General features: G+C 60.5%; 25 protein-coding genes. 15 read left to right on the top strand and 10 right to left on the bottom strand.

All coding sequences use genetic code 11. The annotated features are described in order from the left end of the window. Positions 1-200 precede the first annotated feature (200 nt). The 4 genes from HX805_RS17980 to HX805_RS17995 all read right to left on the bottom strand — a co-directional run bounded on the left by HX805_RS17980 (position 201) and on the right by HX805_RS17995 (position 3,097). Complete coding sequence (locus HX805_RS17980) at positions 201-1,103, bottom strand: alpha/beta fold hydrolase (protein ID WP_102368142.1); 903 nt, start codon at positions 1,101-1,103, stop codon at positions 201-203. After that, complete coding sequence (locus HX805_RS17985) at positions 1,103-1,885, bottom strand: class II aldolase/adducin family protein (protein ID WP_003208491.1); 783 nt, start codon at positions 1,883-1,885, stop codon at positions 1,103-1,105. Before HX805_RS17985 ends, HX805_RS17980 begins: the two co-directional genes overlap by 1 nt. Before the next feature lie 149 nt (positions 1,886-2,034). Further along, positions 2,035-2,721 (bottom strand): LrgB family protein, encoded by a 687-nt coding sequence (locus tag HX805_RS17990; RefSeq protein WP_102368140.1) that lies wholly within the window; start codon positions 2,719-2,721, stop codon positions 2,035-2,037. Beyond that, complete coding sequence (locus tag HX805_RS17995; RefSeq protein WP_087693754.1) at positions 2,711-3,097, bottom strand: CidA/LrgA family protein; 387 nt, start codon at positions 3,095-3,097, stop codon at positions 2,711-2,713. The genes HX805_RS17990 and HX805_RS17995 overlap by 11 nt, the downstream gene beginning before the upstream one ends. Positions 3,098-3,196: 99 nt before the next feature. Here HX805_RS17995 and HX805_RS18000 point away from each other — a divergent pair, with 99 nt between their 5' ends. After that, positions 3,197-4,093, top strand: a complete 897-nt coding sequence (locus tag HX805_RS18000) for a LysR substrate-binding domain-containing protein (protein ID WP_177117137.1) — start codon at positions 3,197-3,199, stop codon at positions 4,091-4,093. Here HX805_RS18000 and HX805_RS18005 read toward each other — a convergent pair. After that, positions 4,074-4,529: a flavodoxin gene (locus HX805_RS18005; protein ID WP_003208486.1), complete on the bottom strand. Its 456-nt coding sequence runs from the start codon at positions 4,527-4,529 to the stop codon at positions 4,074-4,076. The genes HX805_RS18000 and HX805_RS18005 overlap by 20 nt on opposite strands. Before the next feature lie 113 nt (positions 4,530-4,642). Between HX805_RS18005 and HX805_RS18010 the strand changes: the two genes are divergently transcribed. Continuing rightward, on the top strand, positions 4,643-5,110 hold the full coding sequence (locus HX805_RS18010) for a PAS domain-containing protein (RefSeq protein WP_003208484.1): 468 nt from the start codon (positions 4,643-4,645) through the stop codon (positions 5,108-5,110). 58 nt (positions 5,111-5,168) lie between these two features. Then, positions 5,169-5,774, top strand: a complete 606-nt coding sequence (locus HX805_RS18015) for a hypothetical protein (RefSeq protein ID WP_177117138.1) — start codon at positions 5,169-5,171, stop codon at positions 5,772-5,774. A gap of 2 nt (positions 5,775-5,776) precedes the next feature. Here HX805_RS18015 and HX805_RS18020 read toward each other — a convergent pair whose 3' ends face one another. Continuing rightward, positions 5,777-6,733, bottom strand: a complete 957-nt coding sequence (locus HX805_RS18020; RefSeq protein WP_371317078.1) for a MerR family transcriptional regulator — start codon at positions 6,731-6,733, stop codon at positions 5,777-5,779. 215 nt (positions 6,734-6,948) lie between these two features. Between HX805_RS18020 and HX805_RS18025 the strand changes: the two genes are divergently transcribed. From HX805_RS18025 to HX805_RS18050, 6 genes are read left to right on the top strand one after another with little or no spacing between them, the layout of a single operon-like run. Next, a complete protein-coding gene (locus HX805_RS18025; RefSeq protein ID WP_008432309.1) occupies positions 6,949-7,509 on the top strand; it encodes an antibiotic biosynthesis monooxygenase in 561 nt (186 codons plus the stop codon). Between the two features lie 57 nt (positions 7,510-7,566). After that, a complete protein-coding gene (folM, locus tag HX805_RS18030) occupies positions 7,567-8,277 on the top strand; it encodes a dihydromonapterin reductase (RefSeq protein WP_003208477.1) in 711 nt (236 codons plus the stop codon). A gap of 20 nt (positions 8,278-8,297) precedes the next feature. After that, positions 8,298-8,858 (top strand): GTP cyclohydrolase I FolE, encoded by a 561-nt coding sequence (gene folE, locus HX805_RS18035; RefSeq protein ID WP_010176988.1) that lies wholly within the window; start codon positions 8,298-8,300, stop codon positions 8,856-8,858. A 2-nt stretch (positions 8,859-8,860) separates the two neighbouring features. Next, positions 8,861-9,232: a dihydroneopterin triphosphate 2'-epimerase gene (gene folX, locus HX805_RS18040; protein ID WP_003208474.1), complete on the top strand. Its 372-nt coding sequence runs from the start codon at positions 8,861-8,863 to the stop codon at positions 9,230-9,232. A 23-nt stretch (positions 9,233-9,255) separates the two neighbouring features. Then, entirely contained in the window at positions 9,256-9,552 is a 297-nt protein-coding gene (locus HX805_RS18045) for a DUF1244 domain-containing protein (RefSeq protein ID WP_003208473.1), read from the top strand. Continuing rightward, positions 9,545-9,886 carry a HopJ type III effector protein gene (locus HX805_RS18050; RefSeq protein ID WP_008432300.1) on the top strand — a complete coding sequence of 114 codons (342 nt, stop codon included), beginning with the start codon at positions 9,545-9,547 and terminating at the stop codon, positions 9,884-9,886. The genes HX805_RS18045 and HX805_RS18050 overlap by 8 nt, the downstream gene beginning before the upstream one ends. Before the next feature lie 182 nt (positions 9,887-10,068). On the opposite strand, the gene trxB is transcribed toward HX805_RS18050, so the two are convergent. Beyond that, a complete protein-coding gene (gene trxB / locus HX805_RS18055; protein WP_003208470.1) occupies positions 10,069-11,031 on the bottom strand; it encodes a thioredoxin-disulfide reductase in 963 nt (320 codons plus the stop codon). Between the two features lie 293 nt (positions 11,032-11,324). On the opposite strand from trxB, the gene cysZ reads away from it, so the two are divergent. The 3 genes from cysZ (at position 11,325) to HX805_RS18070 (ending at position 13,726) form a co-directional block, all read left to right on the top strand. Then, positions 11,325-12,080 carry a sulfate transporter CysZ gene (gene cysZ / locus HX805_RS18060; RefSeq protein ID WP_003208468.1) on the top strand — a complete coding sequence of 252 codons (756 nt, stop codon included), beginning with the start codon at positions 11,325-11,327 and terminating at the stop codon, positions 12,078-12,080. A gap of 64 nt (positions 12,081-12,144) precedes the next feature. Continuing rightward, entirely contained in the window at positions 12,145-13,332 is a 1,188-nt protein-coding gene (locus tag HX805_RS18065; protein ID WP_102368138.1) for a glycosyltransferase family 1 protein, read from the top strand. Between the two features lie 217 nt (positions 13,333-13,549). Then, positions 13,550-13,726: a hypothetical protein gene (locus HX805_RS18070; protein ID WP_177117139.1), complete on the top strand. Its 177-nt coding sequence runs from the start codon at positions 13,550-13,552 to the stop codon at positions 13,724-13,726. A gap of 82 nt (positions 13,727-13,808) precedes the next feature. Here HX805_RS18070 and HX805_RS18075 read toward each other — a convergent pair whose 3' ends face one another. The 3 genes from HX805_RS18075 to HX805_RS18085 form a co-directional block, all read right to left on the bottom strand. Continuing rightward, positions 13,809-14,912: an NADH:flavin oxidoreductase gene (locus HX805_RS18075; RefSeq protein ID WP_003208465.1), complete on the bottom strand. Its 1,104-nt coding sequence runs from the start codon at positions 14,910-14,912 to the stop codon at positions 13,809-13,811. Between the two features lie 232 nt (positions 14,913-15,144). Beyond that, complete coding sequence (locus HX805_RS18080; RefSeq protein WP_102368136.1) at positions 15,145-15,627, bottom strand: glutathione peroxidase; 483 nt, start codon at positions 15,625-15,627, stop codon at positions 15,145-15,147. Between the two features lie 135 nt (positions 15,628-15,762). After that, positions 15,763-16,248 carry a peptidylprolyl isomerase gene (locus tag HX805_RS18085; RefSeq protein ID WP_003208457.1) on the bottom strand — a complete coding sequence of 162 codons (486 nt, stop codon included), beginning with the start codon at positions 16,246-16,248 and terminating at the stop codon, positions 15,763-15,765. Here HX805_RS18085 and HX805_RS18090 point away from each other — a divergent pair. The 3 genes from HX805_RS18090 to HX805_RS18100 are packed head-to-tail and all read left to right on the top strand — an operon-like array spanning position 16,217 to position 19,615. Continuing rightward, the gene (locus tag HX805_RS18090; protein ID WP_003208456.1) at positions 16,217-16,555 is read left to right on the top strand and encodes a DUF3565 domain-containing protein; all 339 of its coding nucleotides are present in this window, start codon (positions 16,217-16,219) and stop codon (positions 16,553-16,555) included. The genes HX805_RS18085 and HX805_RS18090 overlap by 32 nt on opposite strands. Before the next feature lie 60 nt (positions 16,556-16,615). Continuing rightward, positions 16,616-18,715, top strand: a complete 2,100-nt coding sequence (gene pta, locus HX805_RS18095; protein WP_003208454.1) for a phosphate acetyltransferase — start codon at positions 16,616-16,618, stop codon at positions 18,713-18,715. After that, complete coding sequence (locus tag HX805_RS18100) at positions 18,716-19,615, top strand: acyltransferase (RefSeq protein ID WP_177117140.1); 900 nt, start codon at positions 18,716-18,718, stop codon at positions 19,613-19,615. Positions 19,616-19,642: the final 27 nt, after the last annotated feature.

A 19,642-nucleotide genomic window follows, 5' to 3' on the forward strand; every position in this document is an offset into this window, starting at 1 on the left:
TTAGCCGCGCCGGGCCATGGATGGCCCGTCGCGGCGGCCCGCGGAGCAATGCCGGAGTGAGGGAACGCCGAGCCCTAGCGAGGCGCCGACAGGCGGGGCAGAGCGCTTTGGTTACTTTGGCGCTTTTCAAAAGTGACCCGCTGTAAGAGCGGAACCATAAGCCGCCGTTACCTAAATAACGGATATGTACTCAACCCCAATCAAGAATAAGCCACCCGAGCAGCCCCAACCCCAAGCCCCTCCCGAAACGCCAAATAATGCTTCAACACCTGCACCGGCGCCTCAATCTGCGGGTAGTGCCCAATATTCGCCAGCAACACCGTATCCGCGTGCGGCACCAGCTCACGATAACGCTGAACCATATGCCCCCCGGAAATCGGATCAACCTCCCCATCGATCACCCGCAACGGCACCTCCCCCCGCTGCATGGCCGCCACCCATCGATCCCGCTGCCGCCGACGCTGAGGAATATACGCAATCAACTTGTGCAGAATCCGCGGCCCATCCTGGCTCTCGATCAAGCTCCAGAAATCATCCAGCGCACTCTCACTGGGCCGAGTCGCCGGCCCGAAAATCTGCCCAAAACTGTTAGCCAGGGCATTACGCCCAAACGCCCGCCCAATCATCCAACCCAATGGGCTCAGCAACAGCTTCTGCACCAACGCCGGACGATGCGTCTCCGGAAACAACCCACCGTTGAGAAACACACAACTGCCCATCCGAAACCGGCCTTCGTAATGCCGCGCCAACAACTCCTGCGCAACACTGTCACCGTAATCATGGGCCAGCACATGCACCGGCTGCTGCACCCAAAGATGCTCCAGCAACGCCTGTTGCAAGTCCGCCTGCTCCAGCAGGCAATAGGTGTGGTCCAGCGGCTTGGCCGAATCGCCAAACCCCAGCATGTCGCAGGCAATCACTTGATAGCGCTGGGCCAACGGCTGCCAGAGGTAATGCCAATCCCAACTGGCCGTGGGAAAACCATGGATCAGCAGCAACGGCTCGCCCTGCCCCGCCACCCAGTACCGAATGGTGCGGCCGCGAAACTCAAAGCTCTGGGCACGCTGGCGCCAGATGCGCAGCGGGATCTCGGCGAGTGGCATCAGCTTTTATACCCGGGGTCGAGTGCATCGAGTTTGCGCAGCAACGCCGGCCACGCCAGCGCGCCGCCCATGCCCTGAGCGCTTTTGGTGACCCCGGCGATCATCGCCCGGGCACCGGCCAATATCTGCGGCGCAATGCTGATCAGTTCAGCGCCACCGTTCTGCGCCATCACCTGGATATCGCAGGTGCGCTGGAAGATGAACATCATCAGGAACGTATCGGCGATGCTGCCGCCACAGGTCAGCAGACCGTGGTTGTGCAGCATCAGGAAATTGTTTTCGCCAAGGTCGGCCTGTAAGCGGGCCTTTTCCTCGTGGTTCAGCGCCACACCTTCGTAGGCGTGATAGGCCAGGCTGGACAACACGAACAACGATTGCTGGCTGATGGGCAGCACGCCCTGTTTCTGCGCGGAGACGGCAATGCCGGAGGCGGTGTGGGTGTGCAGCACGCAGACCACATCGTGCCGCACTTCGTGCACCGCACTGTGAATGGTGTACCCGGCAGGGTTGACCTCGTAGGGACTGTCCATCAGCTTGTTGCCGGCCTGATCGACCTTCACCAGGCTCGACGCGGTGATCTCGTGGAACATCAGCCCGTAGGGGTTGATCAGGAAGTCTTCGGTGCCCGGCACCTTGGCCGAGATGTGGGTGAAAATCAGGTCGTCCCAACCATGCATCGCCACCAGGCGATAGCACGCGGCGAGGTCGACGCGGGCCTGCCATTCGGCCGCGCTGACCTGGTCTTTTACACTGTGTGTCGATTGAACAGTGGCTAGGCTCACGGCAATGACCTCCTTGGCGCGCTTATTATTGTTTTTTTGAGTGAAGAGGCAGTCTAGTCAGACCTCGAGGCCGCCGTAGTTGCATTGGCAGCCAGCTTGATGACCGAACGGGTCAGTCCTGAGGATAGTTCGATTTTGTTCTGCGCGTGTCAGAGAAGCGACGCCAATAAAGGCGCGGCGAACAGGTTGAGCAACCCGGTCAGCACCATTACCAGGCCCGCCACGGAGCCTTCCTCGCCGCCCACTTCATGAGCCCGGCTGACACCCGCGCCATGAGCGCCCACGCCAAACAATGCGCCACGAGCCAATGGCGTGCGCAACGGCAACCACTTGAGCAGTACGCCGCCGAGCATGGCGCCAAACACCCCGGTGAACATCACGAACACCGCCGTCAGTTCCGGCACGCCGCCCAGGTCGGAAGACACCGGCATGGCGAACGGGGTGGTGATCGAACGGGGCACCAACGACATCGTCACCGAGCTGTCGAGAGCGAGGGCCTTGGCCAGGCCATACGAAGTGGCGATGGACGCCGCGCTGCCCGCGACCATCCCCAGCAATAACGCTGACCAGTGGCGCATCAGCAATTGGCGCTGTTGCCAGATCGGAATCGCGAACGCCACGGTCACCGGGCCCAGCACCAGCATCAGCCAGTGGGTGTCGGTGGCGTATTCGGCATAGGCGGTTTTCATCGGCACGGCCACCGCCAGCAGCAGCGCCGGCACCAGGATCAGCGGCGACAGCAGGTAGCGCCCGGTGCGCCGGTAGATCCAGCGGCTGAAGCCGTAGGCGCCGAGGGTCAGCGCCAGCCAGAACATCGGCATCAGCTCAAGCTTCATGGCGCAGCTTCCAGCGGCAGACGAATTCCACGGTAAACGCAGTCACCAGCATCACCGACAAGGTGCTGAAGCCGATCACCAACATGATCCGCCAGCCGTCGTGCTTTACCAGGCCACCGTAGTCCAAAAGGCTCATCAAGGCAGGAATAAAGAACAGCAGCATCTCCGCCATCAGTACACCGGCGCCCAGTTGCAGAGCCGCCGGTTTTACCAGGCCGGTGGCGAAGGTCAGCAACAACAGGCCCAGGCCGACCACACCACCGGGAATAGGCCAGCTCAGCCAGGCGGCCAATTGGCAGCCCAGAAAATATATGGCCAGCAGCACAATCAGTTCAGTCAACAACCGACCGACGACTTTGAAGGTGAAACGTTTCATGAGCTTTGGGTCCTCGCAGGGCTCCCATTTTAAAGAGGCCCCTGGCATCCCCACAGCGAATTGTTAGACTGCAAGCTATTCCAAACTGGAATCATATCGATGGAATTTAAACAACTGCGCAGCTTTGTCGAAGTGATCCACCGCGGCGGCTTTACCCAGGCCGGCAAAACCCTGCACATCAGCCAGTCCGCCGTCAGCAAGCAGGTGGCACAACTGGAGCAAAGCCTGGGCACGCCGCTGCTGGATCGCCTGGGTTCGCAGATTCGCCTGACGGCTGCCGGACAAGTGGTGCTGCAGCGGGCGGAGGCCATGCTGCGCCAGCAAGCCGAGTTGCTCAGTGAGCTGGATGACTTGAATCAGTTGACCCGTGGCGAGTTGCGCATGGGCCTGCCGCAGTTGGGCGGCGACACGTTGTTCGCCGGGCTGTTTGCCGAATACCGCCGGCGTTATCCGAACGTCACCATCCAGTTGCTGGAAGGCGGCAGCCGCAATATCGAGCAGGCGATCTTGAGCGGAGAGCTGGAAGTGGGCGGCAGCCTGATGCCCAGCGACCCGGCATTCGCCTGGCAGGCATTCTGCGATGAACCGCTGGATGCCCTGCTGCCGATGGACCATCCATTGGCCGATAACGCGCAGATCCGCCTGGAGGAGTTGGCTGACACGCCGTTCCTGATGTATCAGCGCAGTTTTGTGTTGAACGACCGCCTGCTACAGGCCTGTCAGCAACTGGGCTTCACCCCGAAGGAAAGTGGTCGCAGCGGCCAGGCGGATTTCCTTGCGGCCCTGGTGGCCGCCGGCCAAGGCGTGGTGCTGCTGCCCAGCGTAGTAGCCCGGGGCCTGATAAGGCCCGGCGTGGTGCGCCTGACGCTCAAGGCACCGGAATACCTGCGCTGGGACATTGCCTTTATCTGGCGTGAGGGCGCCTATCTGTCGAAAGCCGCCCAGGCCTGGCTAGCGTTGTTGCGCGAGTTTCCGGTCAACCGCGCAGTGCAGTAACCAACTCGGCCAGCCACGGCTCGGCGTCGGCTTCCGGGGTCACGCTTTCGCTGGCGTCCAGGCGCAGCATCGGCAGCACTTCGTGCACGCCCAACTCGGCAAACAGCTCGCGCATTTGCTCGCCGCCGCCGCAGAAGGTGTCGCCATAGCTGGCGTCGCCCAGGCCGATCACCGCGCCGGGCAAGCCTCGCCAGGCGGCCGGCAGTTGGTCGCGAATGGTCGAGTACAGCGGCTGCAGGTTGTCGGGCAGTTCGCCCATGCCAGTGGTGGACGTCACGGCCAGGAAGGCTTCCGGAGCAAAGCCCTGTACGTCGGCGAGGGTTGCCCGCGGATTGTGCCAGGCGTCGAAGCCGGCAGCGTTGAGGATGCTTGCAGCATGACGGGCGACTTCTTCAGCCGTGCCGTACACCGAGCCGGAAAGGATGGCGACTTTCATCAATCTGATCCTGTAGCTGACTAAAAGCCTGGGATATTAACAGCTGGGGCCCATGGACAGGCTGCCGGCATGTCTTAAACTGCAAACTCCAACTACAAGCCATGGACCGCTCAATGATTAACGCCAAGCTGATGCAACTGGTGATCAACGCTTCCAACGACGGCATCGTTATCGCCGAGCGCGAAGGCAAGGACAAGCCACTGATTTATGTGAACCCGGCCTTCGAGCGCATGACTGGCTACACCCTCGACGAAATCCTCTATCAGGACTGCCGCTTCCTGCAATCGGGCGATCGTGACCAGCCGGGGCTGATGGCGATTCGCGAAGCCCTGGAGAGTGGCGGCGCCTGCCGGGAAATCCTGCGCAATTACCGCAAGGACGGCACACATTTCTGGAACGAGCTGTCGTTATCGACGGTTTACAACCCGGCCGACAAGCAGACCTACTTTGTCGGTGTGCAGAAGGATGTGACCGTTCAGGTCAAGGCCCAGCAGCGTGTCGCGCAACTGGAAGCCCAGTTGGCTGACCTCAAGGCGGAGCTTGCGGCACTCAAGGCGACGAGCGGATCTAACAAAAACTAGAAAACGCGGTCTTTAAAGAGATAATGGCGTTTTAATACCTTTTTCTTGAGCAAGATCAATGCAACGCGACGCGCTTTTGACGCAGGACGAGCTGGATTTTATTCAGACCATGCACCATAACCCGCAACTCAATATGCGGGACGCGTCGTCGAGCCTGACGGTCAATGGCGGTGCGCAGATTCGTGATCTGCTCACCCGCCTGGCCGCCCATGACCATGTCACCCTCCAGGCCCAATTCGACAACCAGCAAATGACGTTTCCGCTGCAATTGGTGGAAGACGAGTTTCATGCCGTGCATCTGCGGCTGGGTGTACCGAGTATTTTCGAAGACGGGCCGATGATCCGCCCGTGGCGCCTGGCGCTCGAAGAGCCGGTGCCGCTGGAAAACATCAAGGGCCAGCCCGGTGCGCTGTGGGTGCATGAGGTGTCATTCAAGGGATTGCTGGTGGAAATTCGCGGGCGGATCAAGGCGCCAAGAACCTTTTCGCTGTGGTTCAGTCCGTCCGGGTACGAGCGCATTTCGGTGCGGGGCACGCTGGAACGGGAAACTGCCCGAGGATTGTTCGCCTACCGCCTGAGCCAGAACGATGTGGATGAGACCGAGCGCCTGCGCCAGTTTATCCTGCAGCAACACCGCCTGTTTCACCCCGAAGTCCACGCCTGAAGTCAGGTATCCAGGTTACCGCGCAGAAACTGCTGCAAGCGGCGCTGCATCAATCGCCCTTCGTTACCCAGGCAGCCGACGGATGAACCCACCAGTTGTTCCTGCGCCAACTCCGCCGCATCGCCGGCCAGCAACAGCGGGCAATCCAGGGTCAGGGCCAGCCGTTCAAGGCGCCGAGGCAAGCCATTGGCCGGCGAGTGATTGGAGAACACCACAAGGGCTTGTGGCCTGGTTTTTTCACAGACAAGGGTCAATTCATCCATCGGCTGGCCCACAGCCAGAACCTTGACCGCCAACTCGTCACCGCTCATCAACAGGCCTGCGACCAACAACTCCAGCTCTCGGCACTCCCCCGCAATGGCGGCCAGCAATACCCGCGGCGCCGCTGAGGCACAGCCTATCTGCAGGCGTTTCCAGGTTCGGCTGCGCAGGAATCCATCAAAAAACAGCCATTCACTGGTTTGGCCAAACAACCCCTGATGTCGCAACAGTTGCTGCCAGAGGGGCATCAGGATGTCCTGGAACACCACCGCGACCGGGTAGGCGGCGAAAATCTGGCCATACAACCGGTCCAGTTGCCGGTCGTCGAAGGCACCGACGGCCGTTCGCAACTGCGCCTGCCATTGGGCCCATTCATGCTCTGCACCTGCCGGCGAAGCAGCCGCCGCTTCGACTTGATGATCGTCGCGGGCGAGGATCTTGCCGACCTTGCTCACGGCCACGCCACGCTCGATCCAGTCAAGAATGCGATGAACGGTCTCGATATCGGTGCGCGAATACAGGCGGTGCCCACTTTCGGTGCGAACCGGGTGGATCAGCCCGTAACGCCGTTCCCAGGCACGCAAGGTGACAGGGTTGATGCCTGTCAATCTCGCGACTTCGCGAATCGGAAACAGCTCATCGGAATCGGCAGGGTTGCCAAGGGCCATTTCGGGACGTGGAGCAGTCATTACAGACATCAGGGCATCAATATACTGTCAGGAACTTGGATCCCATTTAACGCCCATACAGCTGTCCGATTCAAGGTCTTCGACAAGCCGACCAATGTCGCTGGTGTATTTCTGCAAAACAGGAATAATCCTTGCCTGTTTTTTCAACGTGGCTGCTTACCCCGCAGCTTCGTTCGTGCGCCGCCTACCCGGCCCAGTGCACCTGATCCTTATGGAGATACACAATGTCTACCTCCCCCGTCACCCTGATGGTTGCGCGCCGCGTGGCCAAGGGTCGCTATGAAGAGTTGATGGCCTGGCTGCGCGAAGGCGAGCAATTGGCCACGGACTTCCCCGGTTACCTGGGTTCAGGCGTGCTTGCACCGCCGCCCAACGATGACGAGTTCCAGATTATTTTCCGTTTCGCCGACGAAAAAACCCTGCATGCGTGGGAGTTTTCCGCCTCCCGTGGTGCATGGCTCGGGCGTGGCAGTGAGCTGTTTGCTGCGCCGTCGGAGCATCGCGTACGCGGTATCGACGGCTGGTTTGGCGCCGCCGCCGCACGTCCGCCGCGCTGGAAGCAGGCCGTGGCCATCTGGCTGGCATTTTTCCCGGTGTCGCTGCTGTTCAACTTCGGCCTTGAGCCGCTGCTCAGCGAGTTGGGGTTGTTGAGCCGTGTGCTGGTCAGCACCCTCGCGCTCACGCCATTGATGGTTTACTTCTTTATCCCGTTGTCGACCCACCTGCTGGCCGGCTGGCTGCATCCGGCGCCAGCCCGGGTAAAGGCCACCGAAGCCGCTGCTTGAGTACAAGGGAGGCCGCTCGCTGGTATAGTTTTAGCCTGCCAGCGATTCGAGCCTCCCATGTCTTCAACACCCGCCCCGATCCTGATCACCGGTGCCGGCCAGCGCGTCGGCCTGCATTGCGCCCAGCGCCTGCTGGACGAAGGGCAGCCAGTGATTTTCAGCTACCGCAGCGAACGTCCCGGCGTGCAAGCCTTGCGCGAACGCGGTGCGATCGGTGTGTTTGCCGACTTCTCCAACGAGACCGGTATTCTCGCCTTCATCGACGAACTGAAGACGCACACCCAAAGCCTGCGGGCGATCATTCATAATGCCTCGGCCTGGGTGGCGGAAGCGCCCGGCGACGAGAGCCGCGCCTTTACCGACATGTTCAGCGTGCACATGCTTGCGCCGTACCTGATCAACCTGCATTGTGCTTACCTGCTGCAACGCTCCACGCCTGCGGATATCGTGCACATCAGCGATGACGTGACCCGCAAGGGCAGCCGCCAGCACATTGCCTACTGCGCCACCAAGGCCGGGCTCGACAGCCTGACCTTGTCGTTTGCCGCGCAGCTTGCACCGGATATCAAGGTGAACGGCATTGCCCCGGCAATGGTGATGTTCAACGAGGGCGACGACGCGGCTTACCGCGCCAAGGTCCTGGCCAAGGCGGCACTGGGCATCGAGCCCGGCCCCGAGGTGATTTACCAGAGCGTGCGCTACCTGCTGGATAACCCGTATGTCACCGGTACCACCCTGACCGTCAACGGCGGGCGGCATATCAAGTAAGCCGTTTGCGAGGATGTTGTATGACTTTGTCCCTGCCCCACCACTACCGCGAGATCCTCAAGGGCCTGGGTGAAGACCCCGAGCGCGAGGGTTTGCTCGACACGCCAAAGCGTGCCGCCAAGGCCATGCAGTACCTGTGTCACGGCTACGAGCAGAACCTGGAAGAAATCGTCAACGGTGCGCTGTTTGCCTCCGACAACGACGAGATGGTGATCCTCAAGGACATCGAGCTGTATTCGCTGTGCGAGCATCACCTGCTGCCCTTTATCGGCAAGGCCCATGTGGCCTATATTCCGACCGGCAAGGTGCTCGGCCTGTCGAAGCTGGCGCGTATCGTCGACATGTTCGCCCGTCGCCTGCAGATCCAGGAAAACCTCACGCGGGAAATTGCCGACGCCATCCAGACGGTGACCCAGGCCGCCGGCGTGGCGGTGGTGATCGAAGCCAGGCACATGTGCATGATGATGCGCGGTGTCGAAAAACAGAATTCAACCATGAACACCTCGGTGATGCTCGGCGCCTTCCGCGAGTCGAACACCACGCGCATGGAGTTCCTGCAACTGATTGGACGGAGCAAGTAGCAATGCCACAACTTCAGCCAGGCATGGCGCGCATCCGGGTCAAGGACCTGTGCTTGCGCACGTTTATCGGGATCAACGAGGATGAAATCCTCAACAAGCAGGATGTGTTGATCAACCTGACCATCCTGTATGCCGCCCAGGAAGCCGTGCGCGACAACGACATCGACCACGCGCTGAACTACCGCACCATCACCAAGGCGATCATCGCCCATGTGGAAGGCAACCGCTTTGCCCTGCTGGAGCGCCTGACCCAGGAGATCCTCGACCTGGTGATGAGCAATACATCGGTGCTGTACGCCGAAGTCGAAGTCGACAAACCCCATGCGTTGCGTTTTGCCGAATCGGTGTCGATCACCCTGGCGGCCAGTCGCTAACCCTTACCTTTGCAGTGAGCATCATGAACGATCAACAACGCCTCGAACTCGAAGCCGCCGCCTTCCGCCGGCTGGTGGCCCACCTGGACAGCCGCAAGGATGTGCAGAACATCGACCTGATGAACCTCTCGGGCTTCTGCCGCAACTGCTTGTCCAAGTGGTACAAGGCCGAGGCCGACGAGCGCCAGATCGAGCTGAGCCTCGATGACGCCCGTGAAGTGGTGTACGGCATGCCGTACGCCGAGTGGAAAGCCCAATACCAGCAAGAAGCCAGTGCCGAACAGCAAGCGGCATTCGCCAAAGGAAAACCCCATGACTGACCTGAACACCCTGCGCGCCAGCCTCAACAGTGGCGAACATGTTTTTGCCGATACCCTGGCCTTTGTGGCTGCCGGTTACGACTACCAGCCACAAGCGTTCACCAATGGCAGCGTGGAAAACGCCGCCGGGCAGAACGAAGGTTCGTGCAAGACCCTGGGCCTGGCGCTGCTGGAAGGCTTGAGCGACCAGGAAGCGCTGTTGGCGTTTGGCGAGCATTACCGTTCGGTGCTGGCCACGCCTGAAGGCAGTGACCATGGCAACATTCGTGCGCTGATTGAGCATGGGTTGGCGGGTGTGAAGTTTGCCGCACAGCCACTGACCCGCAAATCCTGAGTCAGACATAGATCAAAATGTGGGAGCGGGCTTGCTCGCGAAAGCAGAGTGTCAGTCAATACATCGGGTGACTGACACACCGCTTTCGCGAGCAAGCCCGCTCCCACATTTGGACTGAGGTGATCATCAAATCCCGTGCATAAAAAAACCGGCCTCGCAGCCGGTTTTTTTGTTTCTACGGTTTAGAACGAAGCGTCCTTCAAACCGTCGAGGTAACGCTCGGCATCCAGTGCCGCCATGCAACCGGCGCCGGCGGAGGTGATCGCCTGGCGGTACACGTGGTCGGCCACGTCACCGGCAGCGAAGATACCTTCGATGTTGGTGGCAGTCGCATTGCCTTCACGGCCGCCCTGCACGATCAGGTAACCGTCTTTGGCATCCAGCACGCCTTCGAACAACGAGGTGTTCGGAGTGTGGCCGATGGCGATGAACACGCCGTCGACTTTCAGCTCGTCGAAGCTGCCGTCGTTGTTCTTCAGGCGAGCACCGGTCACGCCCATGTTGTCGCCCAGGACTTCATCCAGGGTGGCGTTGAGCTTGAGGATGATCTTGCCTTCGGCCACGCGGGCATGCAGCTTGTCGATCAGGATCTTCTCGGCGCGGAAGGTCTCGCGGCGGTGAACCAGGGTCACGGTGCTGGCGATGTTGGCCAGGTACAGCGCCTCTTCCACCGCGGTGTTGCCGCCACCGACCACAGCCACTGGCTTGTTGCGGTAGAAGAAACCGTCGCAGGTCGCGCAGGCGGAAACGCCCTTGCCCATGAACGCTTCTTCCGACGGCAGGCCCAGGTACCGAGCGCTGGCGCCGGTGGCGATGATCAGCGCGTCACAGGTGTACACACCGCTGTCGCCGGTCAGGCTGTAAGGCTTCTTGGAGAAGTCGACCTTGTTGATGTGATCAAACACGATCTCGGTTTCGAAACGCTCGGCGTGCTCTTTCATGCGCTCCATCAGCACCGGGCCGGTCAGGCCGTGGACGTCGCCCGGCCAGTTGTCGACTTCAGTGGTGGTGGTCAACTGACCGCCCGCTTGCATGCCGGTGATCAGCAACGGCTTGAGGTTGGCCCGGGCAGCGTAGACGGCAGCGCTGTAACCGGCAGGGCCGGAACCGAGAATAATCACTCGCGAATGACGGGTATCAGACATGACTCACTCCTATCGACCGCCCGGACTACAGAACGGCTGGAATAAAAAAGGACCGCGAAGCACTTGGGGAAGGCTTGAACTCGCAGATCCTGAAAATAATGGGTGCAGCGTATAGAGGGAGGCAAGATTAAGGAAATACGGATTAACAATCCAGCTCATAGGTGGTCTCTATCCCATGCCCTCTATTAATCGACACCTTTGTTACCGTTAATGTCGCGATGCGGGCCGTGCTTTCCCGGTACTCCCAAAGCCGGTAAGGTCGGCGCGTTCGCCCCTATTGCCCGGAGTTATCCATGCCCGCCCCCGTTCTTTCAGGCCCACAGTACCTGCGCGAAGGTCTCAAACTGGTACTCAGCCCCGGCCTGCGGCTGTTTGTGCTGCTGCCGCTGGCAATCAACCTGATCCTGTTCGTCGGATTGATCTACTTCGCCGGCCATCAGTTCAGCCTGTGGGTCGACACACTCATGCCGACGCTGCCGAGCTGGCTGAGCTTCCTCAATTATCTGCTGTGGCCTTTATTTGTGGTGCTGGTGGTGCTGATGGTGTTTTTCACCTTCACCATGCTTGCCAACATTATCGCCGCGCCGTTCAACGGCTTTCTGTCGGAAAAGGTCGAAGTGGTGGTGCGCGGCACCGATGATTTCCCGGCGTTCAGCTGGGGCGAACTGGCGGCCATGGTCCCGCGCACCCTGGCCCGGGAAATGCGCAAACTGGGTTACTTCCTGCCCCGGGCTATCGGCCTGTTTATCCTGTCGTTCATCCCGGTGGTCAATCTGGTGGCAGCACCGCTGTGGCTGCTGTTTGGTGTGTGGATGATGGCGATCCAGTACATCGACTACCCGGCCGACAACCACAAGCTGGGCTGGAACGAAATGCTCGCCTGGCTGCGCCAGAAGCGCTGGCAGAGCATGAGTTTTGGCGGCATCGTCTACCTGGTGTTGCTGGTGCCGGTGGTCAACCTGCTGATGATGCCGGCAGCGGTGGCTGGGGCGACGTTGTTCTGGGTGCGTGAGCAAGGCGCCGAGGCCATGGCCATTAAAAAGGCCTGAGCCGTCACAAATCCATCATCCAAAAGACACAATGACGACATGGCCCACGCCGACACTGTGGGTCATGACGACAGCTTCGCTCCACATCACCCTGATCACCGAAACCTTCCCGCCAGAGATCAACGGGGTGGCCAATACCCTTGGCCGCCTGTGTGACGGTTTGCGCGCGCGCGGGCATCAAGTCGAACTGGTTCGCCCGCGCCAGGGCAGCGACCAGAGCCGGCCCAGCGACGACGGCCTGATGCTCTGTCGCGGCTGGCCGCTGCCGGGCTACCCGGGGCTGCAATGGGGCCAGTCGTCGATGCACAAGCTGTTGCGGCGCTGGACCCGCCAGCGCCCGGATGTGTTGTATATCGCCACGGAAGGCCCGCTGGGTTTGTCGGCGTTGCGGGCGGCGCGGCGCCTGGGGATCAGCGTGGTGAGTGGCTTCCACACCAACTTCCAGCAGTATTCCAACCAGTACGGCCTGGGCATGCTGAGCCGGGTGCTGACCCACTATCTGCGCTGGTTCCATAACCGCTCGACCCTGACCCTGGTGCCCAGCGCCAGCCAGCGACTGGAGCTGGAGCGCCGCCATTTCGAGCGCCTGGGCATGCTCGCGCGCGGTGTCGACAGCCAGCTGTTTCACCCGGCCAAACGCGACCCAGCCCTGCGTGAGCAGTGGGGGCTGAGCGATGAAGACATCGCCGTGCTGCACGTCGGACGCCTGGCCCAGGAAAAAAATCTCGGGCTGCTCAAGCGCTGCTTCGACTCGCTGCAAACCACTTACCCACAGCGCCGGTTGAAACTGATCATTGTCGGCGATGGCCCCCAACGGACAATGCTTGAGAAATCGCTGCCTCAGGCAATTTTTTGCGGTACCCGACGCGATGAGGAGCTGGCTCGGCACTACGCCTCAGGGGATCTGTTCCTGTTCCCCAGCCTGACCGAAACCTTTGGCAATGTAGTGTTAGAGGCCATGGCCGCAGGGTTGGGGGTGGTGGCTTACGACCAGGCAGCTGCAACCCAGCATATTCGCCATGGTTACAACGGTGTGCTGGCGATGCCTGGGGACGAGGAGGCATTTTGTGATGCCGCCAACTGGTTGTTGGAGGAGCGTGAAAGTTTGCGCAGGGTCAGGCTCAATGCCCGACAACACGCCAGTCGCCAGGGCTGGCCGGCAATTATTGAGCAGTTTGAAAGCAAGTTACTGGATGTATGCAGGGGCATATCGAGTGTGTACAAAGTCAGCAGCAACACTATGAATGTCTAGTATTCGATGTAGATATTTTTGATCTGCCCAAGCGAACACCCTTGCATGACCAGTAGACAAGCCAACTCAGTGCTGCGTGAGGGGGAATGTTGCGAGTTGCAGTTGGGAACTAGTGCGCAGGTGAACACCACAACATCAGTGGCAGGTTGTTCAGGGTCATAGGAAGAACCAGCCATAAAGCCCAAATACTCTTAGATAAAATATGTGGAGTTCACCCATGTCGATGCCACTCAACAGCATCCAGCCTTCGTCGTTCAGTCTGCCTCCTGCGCCTTCGGGCTTAGAGAACGGGGGTATTCGCGGCAAGCGGCCTGACGATCAACAAGCAGGCCTCCTTGCATTGCAGCAGCAGCAGGAGCAGCAGGAGCAGGAAAAAAACCAGCTGAAGTTTTAATACAACTCAAGGCAACTTGGCAAAAATGCCTGGAAACTGGTTCCAGGCATTTTTTGCAGCCACGCAGTTAAACGTGTGCGCGTCAAACGAGGGTCGTCAACGCCTCACGACTGAAAGGCAGGATGTCGCCTTCACGGCCTTCGCGAACCTTCAGCGCCCAATCCGGATCCACCAGCAGCGCACGGCCCACAGCGACCAGGTCGAACTCGTCGTTGTTCAGGCGCTCCAGTAGTTTTTCCAGGCTGGCGGGTTGCGCCACTTTATCGGTGTTGACCATGAACTGCAGGAACTCGCCATCCAGGCCGACGCTGCCCACGGTGATGGTCGGCTTGCCGGTAAGCTTGCGGGTCCAGCCGGCCAGGTTCAGCTCGGAGCCTTCGAACTCCGGCTCCCAGAAACGACGGGTGGAGCAGTGGAAAATATCCACGCCGGCGTCAGACAGTGGCTTGAGGAATTCACCCAAGGCTTCCGGGGTTTGCACCAGGCGCGCCGTGTAGTCCTGCTGCTTCCACTGGGAGAAACGCAGGATGATCGGGAAGTCCGGCCCAACGGCGGCGCGGACGGCCTGGATCAACTCGATGGCGAAACGCGAACGGTTGGCCAGGCTGCCGCCGTATTCGTCGGTGCGCTGGTTGGTGCCTTCCCAGAAGAACTGGTCCACCAGGTAGCCATGGGCGCCGTGGATTTCAACGCCGTCCATGCCGATGCTCTGGGCATCCTTGGCAGCCTGGGCGAACGCGGCGATCACGTCCTTGATGTCTTGCACGGTCATGCCGTGGACGACGACATTGCCGTCCTTGAGTTTTTCGGTGGGGCCGTAAGCCGGGACGCTGGCATCCGGCTCGGTGCCGATGCGCCGCACGCTGCCCACATGCCACAGTTGCGGAACGATCTTGCCGCCTTCGGCATGTACCGCGTCGACTACTTTCTTCCAGCCGGCCAGGGCGGCTTCACCATAGAAATGCGGGACGTTCGGGTAGCCGTTGGAAGCCGGGTGGCCGACCACGGTGCCTTCGGTAATGATCAGGCCGACACCGGCGGCGGCGCGGCGGCGGTAGTACTCGATCACTTTGGAGTTGGGCACGCCACCCGGAGAAAAGGAACGGGTCATCGGCGCCATGACCACGCGGCTCGGCAGTTGCAGTGCACCGAGCTGGAACGGTTTGAACAAAGCTTGGACAGGCATGGGAGCACTCCATCGGAAAGGAATTTATGATGTGGATAATATGGAGTGTTCAGCGTGTTGGATAGCACTATTGATTGGGGTGATTAAGGGGTAAAAGCGGGAGGGCATGGGGCTGCTTCGCAGCCCAGCGGGAGCAAGCTCCCTCGCCACAGCAAGCTCCCTTGCCATAGGAAACTCCCTGCCACAGGAAGCTCCCTTGCCACAGAAACTCACTCGAGAATGCTGAAAAGTATCAGTTCAATGCTTTTTCGATCGCCTGAATAATGGAGGGGTCATCCGGCGGTGTACGCGGCGAGAAACGCGCCAGCACCCGGCCGTCCTTGCCCAACAGGAATTTCTCGAAGTTCCAGGTGATGTCCCCGGGAAATTCGGCGCCCTCGCCCGCCAGCAATCGATACAGCTGGTGGCGATCGTGGCCATTCACCTCAAGCTTGCTGCCCAGGGGAAAGGTCACGCCGTAGTTGAGGCTGCAGAATTCCTGGATTTCTTCTTCAGTACCCGGTTCCTGCCCGGCAAATTGATTGCACGGCAGCCCGAGTACGGTGAAACCCTGGTCTTTGTATTGCTGATAGAGGTTTTCCAGCGCGGCGTACTGTGGGGTCAACCCACATTTGGAGGCGACGTTGACCACCAGCACGACTTGCCCCTTGAAGGGCGCCAGAGGCAGCTCCTGACCATCCAGGGCTTTGAGTTTAAGGTCGTGGAAAGCACTCATGACGAACTCCAGATATCCCATGTTCTTCGTAACGGCCATTCGAGATTACAGCCGCCAAGTCGGCAAGAATAGCCGCCAAATGAAAAAGGCGCCCGAAGGCGCCTTTTTCCAACTGACAGAGCGTCGCTCAGTCAATTAATGGTGGTGACCACCTTCGCCGTGCACGTGGCCGTGGGCCACTTCTTCCTGGGAAGCGTCACGGATAGCGACGATCTTCACCTGGAAGTTCAGGCGCTGGCCAGCCAGCGGGTGGTTGCCGTCGACGGTCACGTCGTCGCCGTCCAGGTCACGGATGGTGACGATTTGCATCTGGCCGTCCGGAGCGGAAGCGTGGAACTGCATGCCCACTTCCAGCTCGTCGACACCTTCGAACATGCTGCGGCTCAGGGTGCTGACCAGTTCGGCAGCGTATTCGCCGTAGGCATCTTCAGGTTCTACGGCAACGGTCAGTTCGTCACCGACCTCTTTGCCTTCCAGGGCCTTTTCCAGGCCCGGGATGATGTTACCTGCACCTTGCAGGTAGACCAGCGGCGCGCCGCCGGCAGAACTGTCGATGACCTCACCAGCGTCGTTGGTCAGGGTATAGTCAATGGAGACAGCCTTATTGGCGGCGATCGGCATGGGGCGAGACCTTTTGCAGAAGAATGAAGAACGGACAAGTCTAAACAAGGATTTGCCCGAAAGCGAACACAACCCGGACGGACGGGGTCGAACAACTGACCCGACGGTCGTCGGATTTCACCAGGACGAAGACCGGCACTGGGTCGTCGAGCTTTCCTGCGGCCACACCCAGCACCTGCGCCACCAGCCACCCTGGCAATCCCGGGCCTGGGTCACGGACCCGGCGCAACGCCTTGAAAAAATAGACAAGCCCTTTACGTGCGGCTGGTGTGCGCAAGGCTCAGATAAAGATAACCTTGGCACCTGATTCCCGGTAGGCAGCCAGCCATAGGCCGCCACCGAAGCCATGCACCTCCAGAGAATTCGCATGCAGACTTTTTTTATCGCGCCCACCGATTTTGGTGTGGGTCTGACCTCCATCAGCCTTGGGCTGGTGCGCACCCTTGAACGGGCCGGGCTGAAAGTCGGCTTCTTCAAACCGATTGCCCAGCCGCACCCCGGCGACACCGGCCCCGAGCGCTCCACCGAGCTGGTCGCCCGCACCCACGGCCTGAAACCGCCCCAGCCTCTGGGCCTGGCCCATGTCGAACGGATGCTCGGCGACGGCCAGCTCGACGAGCTGCTGGAAGAAATCATCACCCTTTACCAGCAAGCCGCCGTAGGCAAGGACGTGCTGATCGTCGAAGGCATGGTGCCGACCCGCAGCGCCAGCTATGCGGCCCGGGTCAACCTGCACCTGGCCAAGAGCCTGGACGCCGAGGTGATCCTGGTCTCGGCTCCGGAAAACGAAGTGCTGACCGAACTCTCCGGCCGCGTGGAATTGCAGGCCCAGCTGTTCGGCGGCCCGAAAGATCCAAAAGTGCTGGGTGTGATCCTCAACAAGGTGCGCACCGACGAAAGCATGGAAGCCTTCTCGGCGCGGCTCAAAGAGCATTCGCCTCTGTTGCGCAGCGGCGATTTCCGCCTGTTGGGCTGCATTCCCTACCAACCGGAACTCAACGCCCCGCGCACCCGCGACGTGGCCGACCTGATGGGCGCGCAGATCCTCAATGCCGGTGATTACGAAACCCGGCGCATGACCAAGATCATCATCTGCGCCCGTACCATGCGCAACACCGTGGAGCTGCTCAAGCCCGGCGTATTGGTGGTGACACCCGGCGACCGCGACGACATCATCCTCGCCGTCAGCCTGGCCGCCATCAATGGCGTGCCGCTGGCGGGCCTGTTGCTGACCAGTGACACCCTGCCCGACCCACGGATCATGGACCTGTGCCGTGGCGCGTTCCAGGCCGGGCTGCCGGTGTTGTCGGTGAGCACCGGCTCGTATGACACCGCCAACCAGCTCAACAGCCTGAACAAGGAAATCCCGATTGATGACCGCGAACGTGCGGAGATCATCACCGACTTCGTCGCCAGCCACCTCGACGCCCGCTGGCTGCACCAACGCTGCGGCACGCCGCGGGAGATGCGCCTGTCGCCGGCGGTGTTCCGTTATCAACTGATCCAGCGCGCCCAGGCGGCCAACAAGCGCATCGTGTTGCCCGAAGGCAGCGAGCCGCTGACCGTGCAGGCCGCCGCCATCTGCCAGGCACGCGGGATCGCCCGTTGCGTACTGTTGGCCAAGCCGGCCGACGTGGAAGCCGTAGCCCGCGCCCATGGCATCGAGCTGCCCGAAGGCCTGGAGATTCTCGACCCCGACCTGATTCGCCAGCGCTACGTGGAACCGATGGTGGCCCTGCGCAAAACCAAAAGCCTCAACGCGCCGATGGCCGAGCAGCAACTGGAAGACACCGTGGTGATCGCCACCATGATGCTCGCCCTGGATGAAGTGGACGGCCTGGTCTCCGGCGTCATCCACTCCACTGCCAATACCATTCGCCCGGCCCTCCAACTGATCAAGACCGCGCCGGGCTGCACCCTGGTCTCGTCGGTGTTTTTCATGCTGTTCCCCGAGCAAGTGCTGGTATACGGCGACTGCGTGATGAACCCGCACCCCAGCGCGGCGGAGCTGGCGGAAATCGCCCTGCAAAGCGCCGACTCGGCCGCCGCATTCGGTATCACGCCACGGGTGGCGATGATCAGTTACTCCAGCGGTGATTCGGCCACGGGCGAGGAGGTCGAGAAGGTCCGCGAAGCCACCCTGCTCGCCCACGAAGCCCAAAGCTCGCTGCTGATCGACGGCCCGTTGCAGTACGACGCCGCCGCCAACGAAAGCGTGGCCCGGCAACTGGCGCCCAACAGCCTGGTGGCGGGCAAGGCCACGGTGTTCGTGTTCCCGGATCTCAACACCGGCAACACCACCCACAAGGCCGTGCAGCGCAGTGCCGATTGCGTCAGCCTGGGCCCAATGCTGCAAGGCCTGCGCAAACCGGTGAACGACCTGCCCCGCGGGGCGCAGGTGGACGACATCGTGTACACGATCGCATTGACCGCGATTCAAGCCGCCAACCGACCTATGGATGTCTAAATGCTGGATTTTCTACCTGCCGCTGTGCGCGGGGTGATCGCCTCGCTGTTGCTGGCGTTGAATACGATTTTGCTGTGCTCGTTCCTGTTTATCGTGGCGCTGTTCAAGGCGCTGCCGTTTGCCAAGCGCTTCAGCGAATGGCTGATGAACCAGACCCACGAGGCCTGGATCAGCAACAACAAGGCCTGGATGAACCTGGTGTGTCGCACCCGTTGGCACCTGAAGGGCCTGGAAGGCCTGGACTATGAACACTCGTACCTGGTGACCAGTAACCACCAGAGCTGGGTCGATATCATGGTGCTGCAATACGTGCTCAACCGGCGCATTCGCCCGCTGAAGTTCTTCCTCAAGCAAGAGTTGATCTGGGTCCCGGTGATTGGCTTGGCGTGGTGGACACTGGGCTTCCCGTTCATGAAGCGCTACACCAAGGCGTACCTGGAAAAGCACCCGGAAAAGAAAGGCAAGGACCTGGAAACTACCCGCAAGACCTGCGCGAAGTTTCGCCACAACCCGGTGGGCATTTTCAACTTTGCCGAAGGCACGCGGTTTACCCCGGGCAAGCATGCACAGCAAAAGTCACCGTTTCGCTACCTGCTCAAGCCCAAGGCCGGCGGCATTGCCTTTGTGCTGGATGCCATGGGTGAACAGCTGAAGTCGCTGGTGAACGTGACCATTCACTATCCTGGTGGGCGCCCCGGTTATTGGGATTTGCTGTGCGGGAATGTGAAGGACGTTGTCGTGCAGTTTGAAGAGGTGCAGATTCCGGCCGAGTTTATCGGCAAGAATTATGAGCAGGATGGGGAATATCGGTTGGCGTTCCAGGGCTGGATCAACCGGTTGTGGGAAGAGAAGGATGTGCTGCTCGCCAAATTGCACACAGATTATCCCGCCAGTCGCTGATCAAAATGTGGGAGCGGGCTTGCTCGC

It is taken from the genome of Pseudomonas sp. G5001, assembly GCF_013385475.1.
GTDB lineage: Bacteria > Pseudomonadota > Gammaproteobacteria > Pseudomonadales > Pseudomonadaceae > Aquipseudomonas.

Coding starts and splice junctions, on each gene's coding strand:
- HX805_RS18050 (WP_008432300.1), top strand. CDS start 9,545: ATGACTGACCTGAACACCCTGCGCGCCAGCCTCAACAGTGGCGAACAT.
- pta (WP_003208454.1), top strand. CDS start 16,616: ATGCAGACTTTTTTTATCGCGCCCACCGATTTTGGTGTGGGTCTGACC.
- HX805_RS17980 (WP_102368142.1), bottom strand. CDS start 1,103: ATGCCACTCGCCGAGATCCCGCTGCGCATCTGGCGCCAGCGTGCCCAG.
- HX805_RS18020 (WP_371317078.1), bottom strand. CDS start 6,733: ATGTCTGTAATGACTGCTCCACGTCCCGAAATGGCCCTTGGCAACCCT.
- HX805_RS18005 (WP_003208486.1), bottom strand. CDS start 4,529: ATGAAAGTCGCCATCCTTTCCGGCTCGGTGTACGGCACGGCTGAAGAA.
- HX805_RS18075 (WP_003208465.1), bottom strand. CDS start 14,912: ATGCCTGTCCAAGCTTTGTTCAAACCGTTCCAGCTCGGTGCACTGCAA.
- HX805_RS18090 (WP_003208456.1), top strand. CDS start 16,217: ATGGAGACAGCCTTATTGGCGGCGATCGGCATGGGGCGAGACCTTTTG.
- HX805_RS18025 (WP_008432309.1), top strand. CDS start 6,949: ATGTCTACCTCCCCCGTCACCCTGATGGTTGCGCGCCGCGTGGCCAAG.
- HX805_RS18045 (WP_003208473.1), top strand. CDS start 9,256: ATGAACGATCAACAACGCCTCGAACTCGAAGCCGCCGCCTTCCGCCGG.
- HX805_RS18010 (WP_003208484.1), top strand. CDS start 4,643: ATGATTAACGCCAAGCTGATGCAACTGGTGATCAACGCTTCCAACGAC.
- HX805_RS18015 (WP_177117138.1), top strand. CDS start 5,169: ATGCAACGCGACGCGCTTTTGACGCAGGACGAGCTGGATTTTATTCAG.
- HX805_RS18070 (WP_177117139.1), top strand. CDS start 13,550: ATGTCGATGCCACTCAACAGCATCCAGCCTTCGTCGTTCAGTCTGCCT.
- folM (WP_003208477.1), top strand. CDS start 7,567: ATGTCTTCAACACCCGCCCCGATCCTGATCACCGGTGCCGGCCAGCGC.
- HX805_RS18065 (WP_102368138.1), top strand. CDS start 12,145: ATGACGACAGCTTCGCTCCACATCACCCTGATCACCGAAACCTTCCCG.
- HX805_RS17995 (WP_087693754.1), bottom strand. CDS start 3,097: ATGAAACGTTTCACCTTCAAAGTCGTCGGTCGGTTGTTGACTGAACTG.
- HX805_RS18100 (WP_177117140.1), top strand. CDS start 18,716: ATGCTGGATTTTCTACCTGCCGCTGTGCGCGGGGTGATCGCCTCGCTG.
- folE (WP_010176988.1), top strand. CDS start 8,298: ATGACTTTGTCCCTGCCCCACCACTACCGCGAGATCCTCAAGGGCCTG.
- HX805_RS18085 (WP_003208457.1), bottom strand. CDS start 16,248: ATGCCGATCGCCGCCAATAAGGCTGTCTCCATTGACTATACCCTGACC.
- folX (WP_003208474.1), top strand. CDS start 8,861: ATGCCACAACTTCAGCCAGGCATGGCGCGCATCCGGGTCAAGGACCTG.
- cysZ (WP_003208468.1), top strand. CDS start 11,325: ATGCCCGCCCCCGTTCTTTCAGGCCCACAGTACCTGCGCGAAGGTCTC.
- HX805_RS18080 (WP_102368136.1), bottom strand. CDS start 15,627: ATGAGTGCTTTCCACGACCTTAAACTCAAAGCCCTGGATGGTCAGGAG.
- trxB (WP_003208470.1), bottom strand. CDS start 11,031: ATGTCTGATACCCGTCATTCGCGAGTGATTATTCTCGGTTCCGGCCCT.
- HX805_RS18000 (WP_177117137.1), top strand. CDS start 3,197: ATGGAATTTAAACAACTGCGCAGCTTTGTCGAAGTGATCCACCGCGGC.
- HX805_RS17990 (WP_102368140.1), bottom strand. CDS start 2,721: ATGAAGCTTGAGCTGATGCCGATGTTCTGGCTGGCGCTGACCCTCGGC.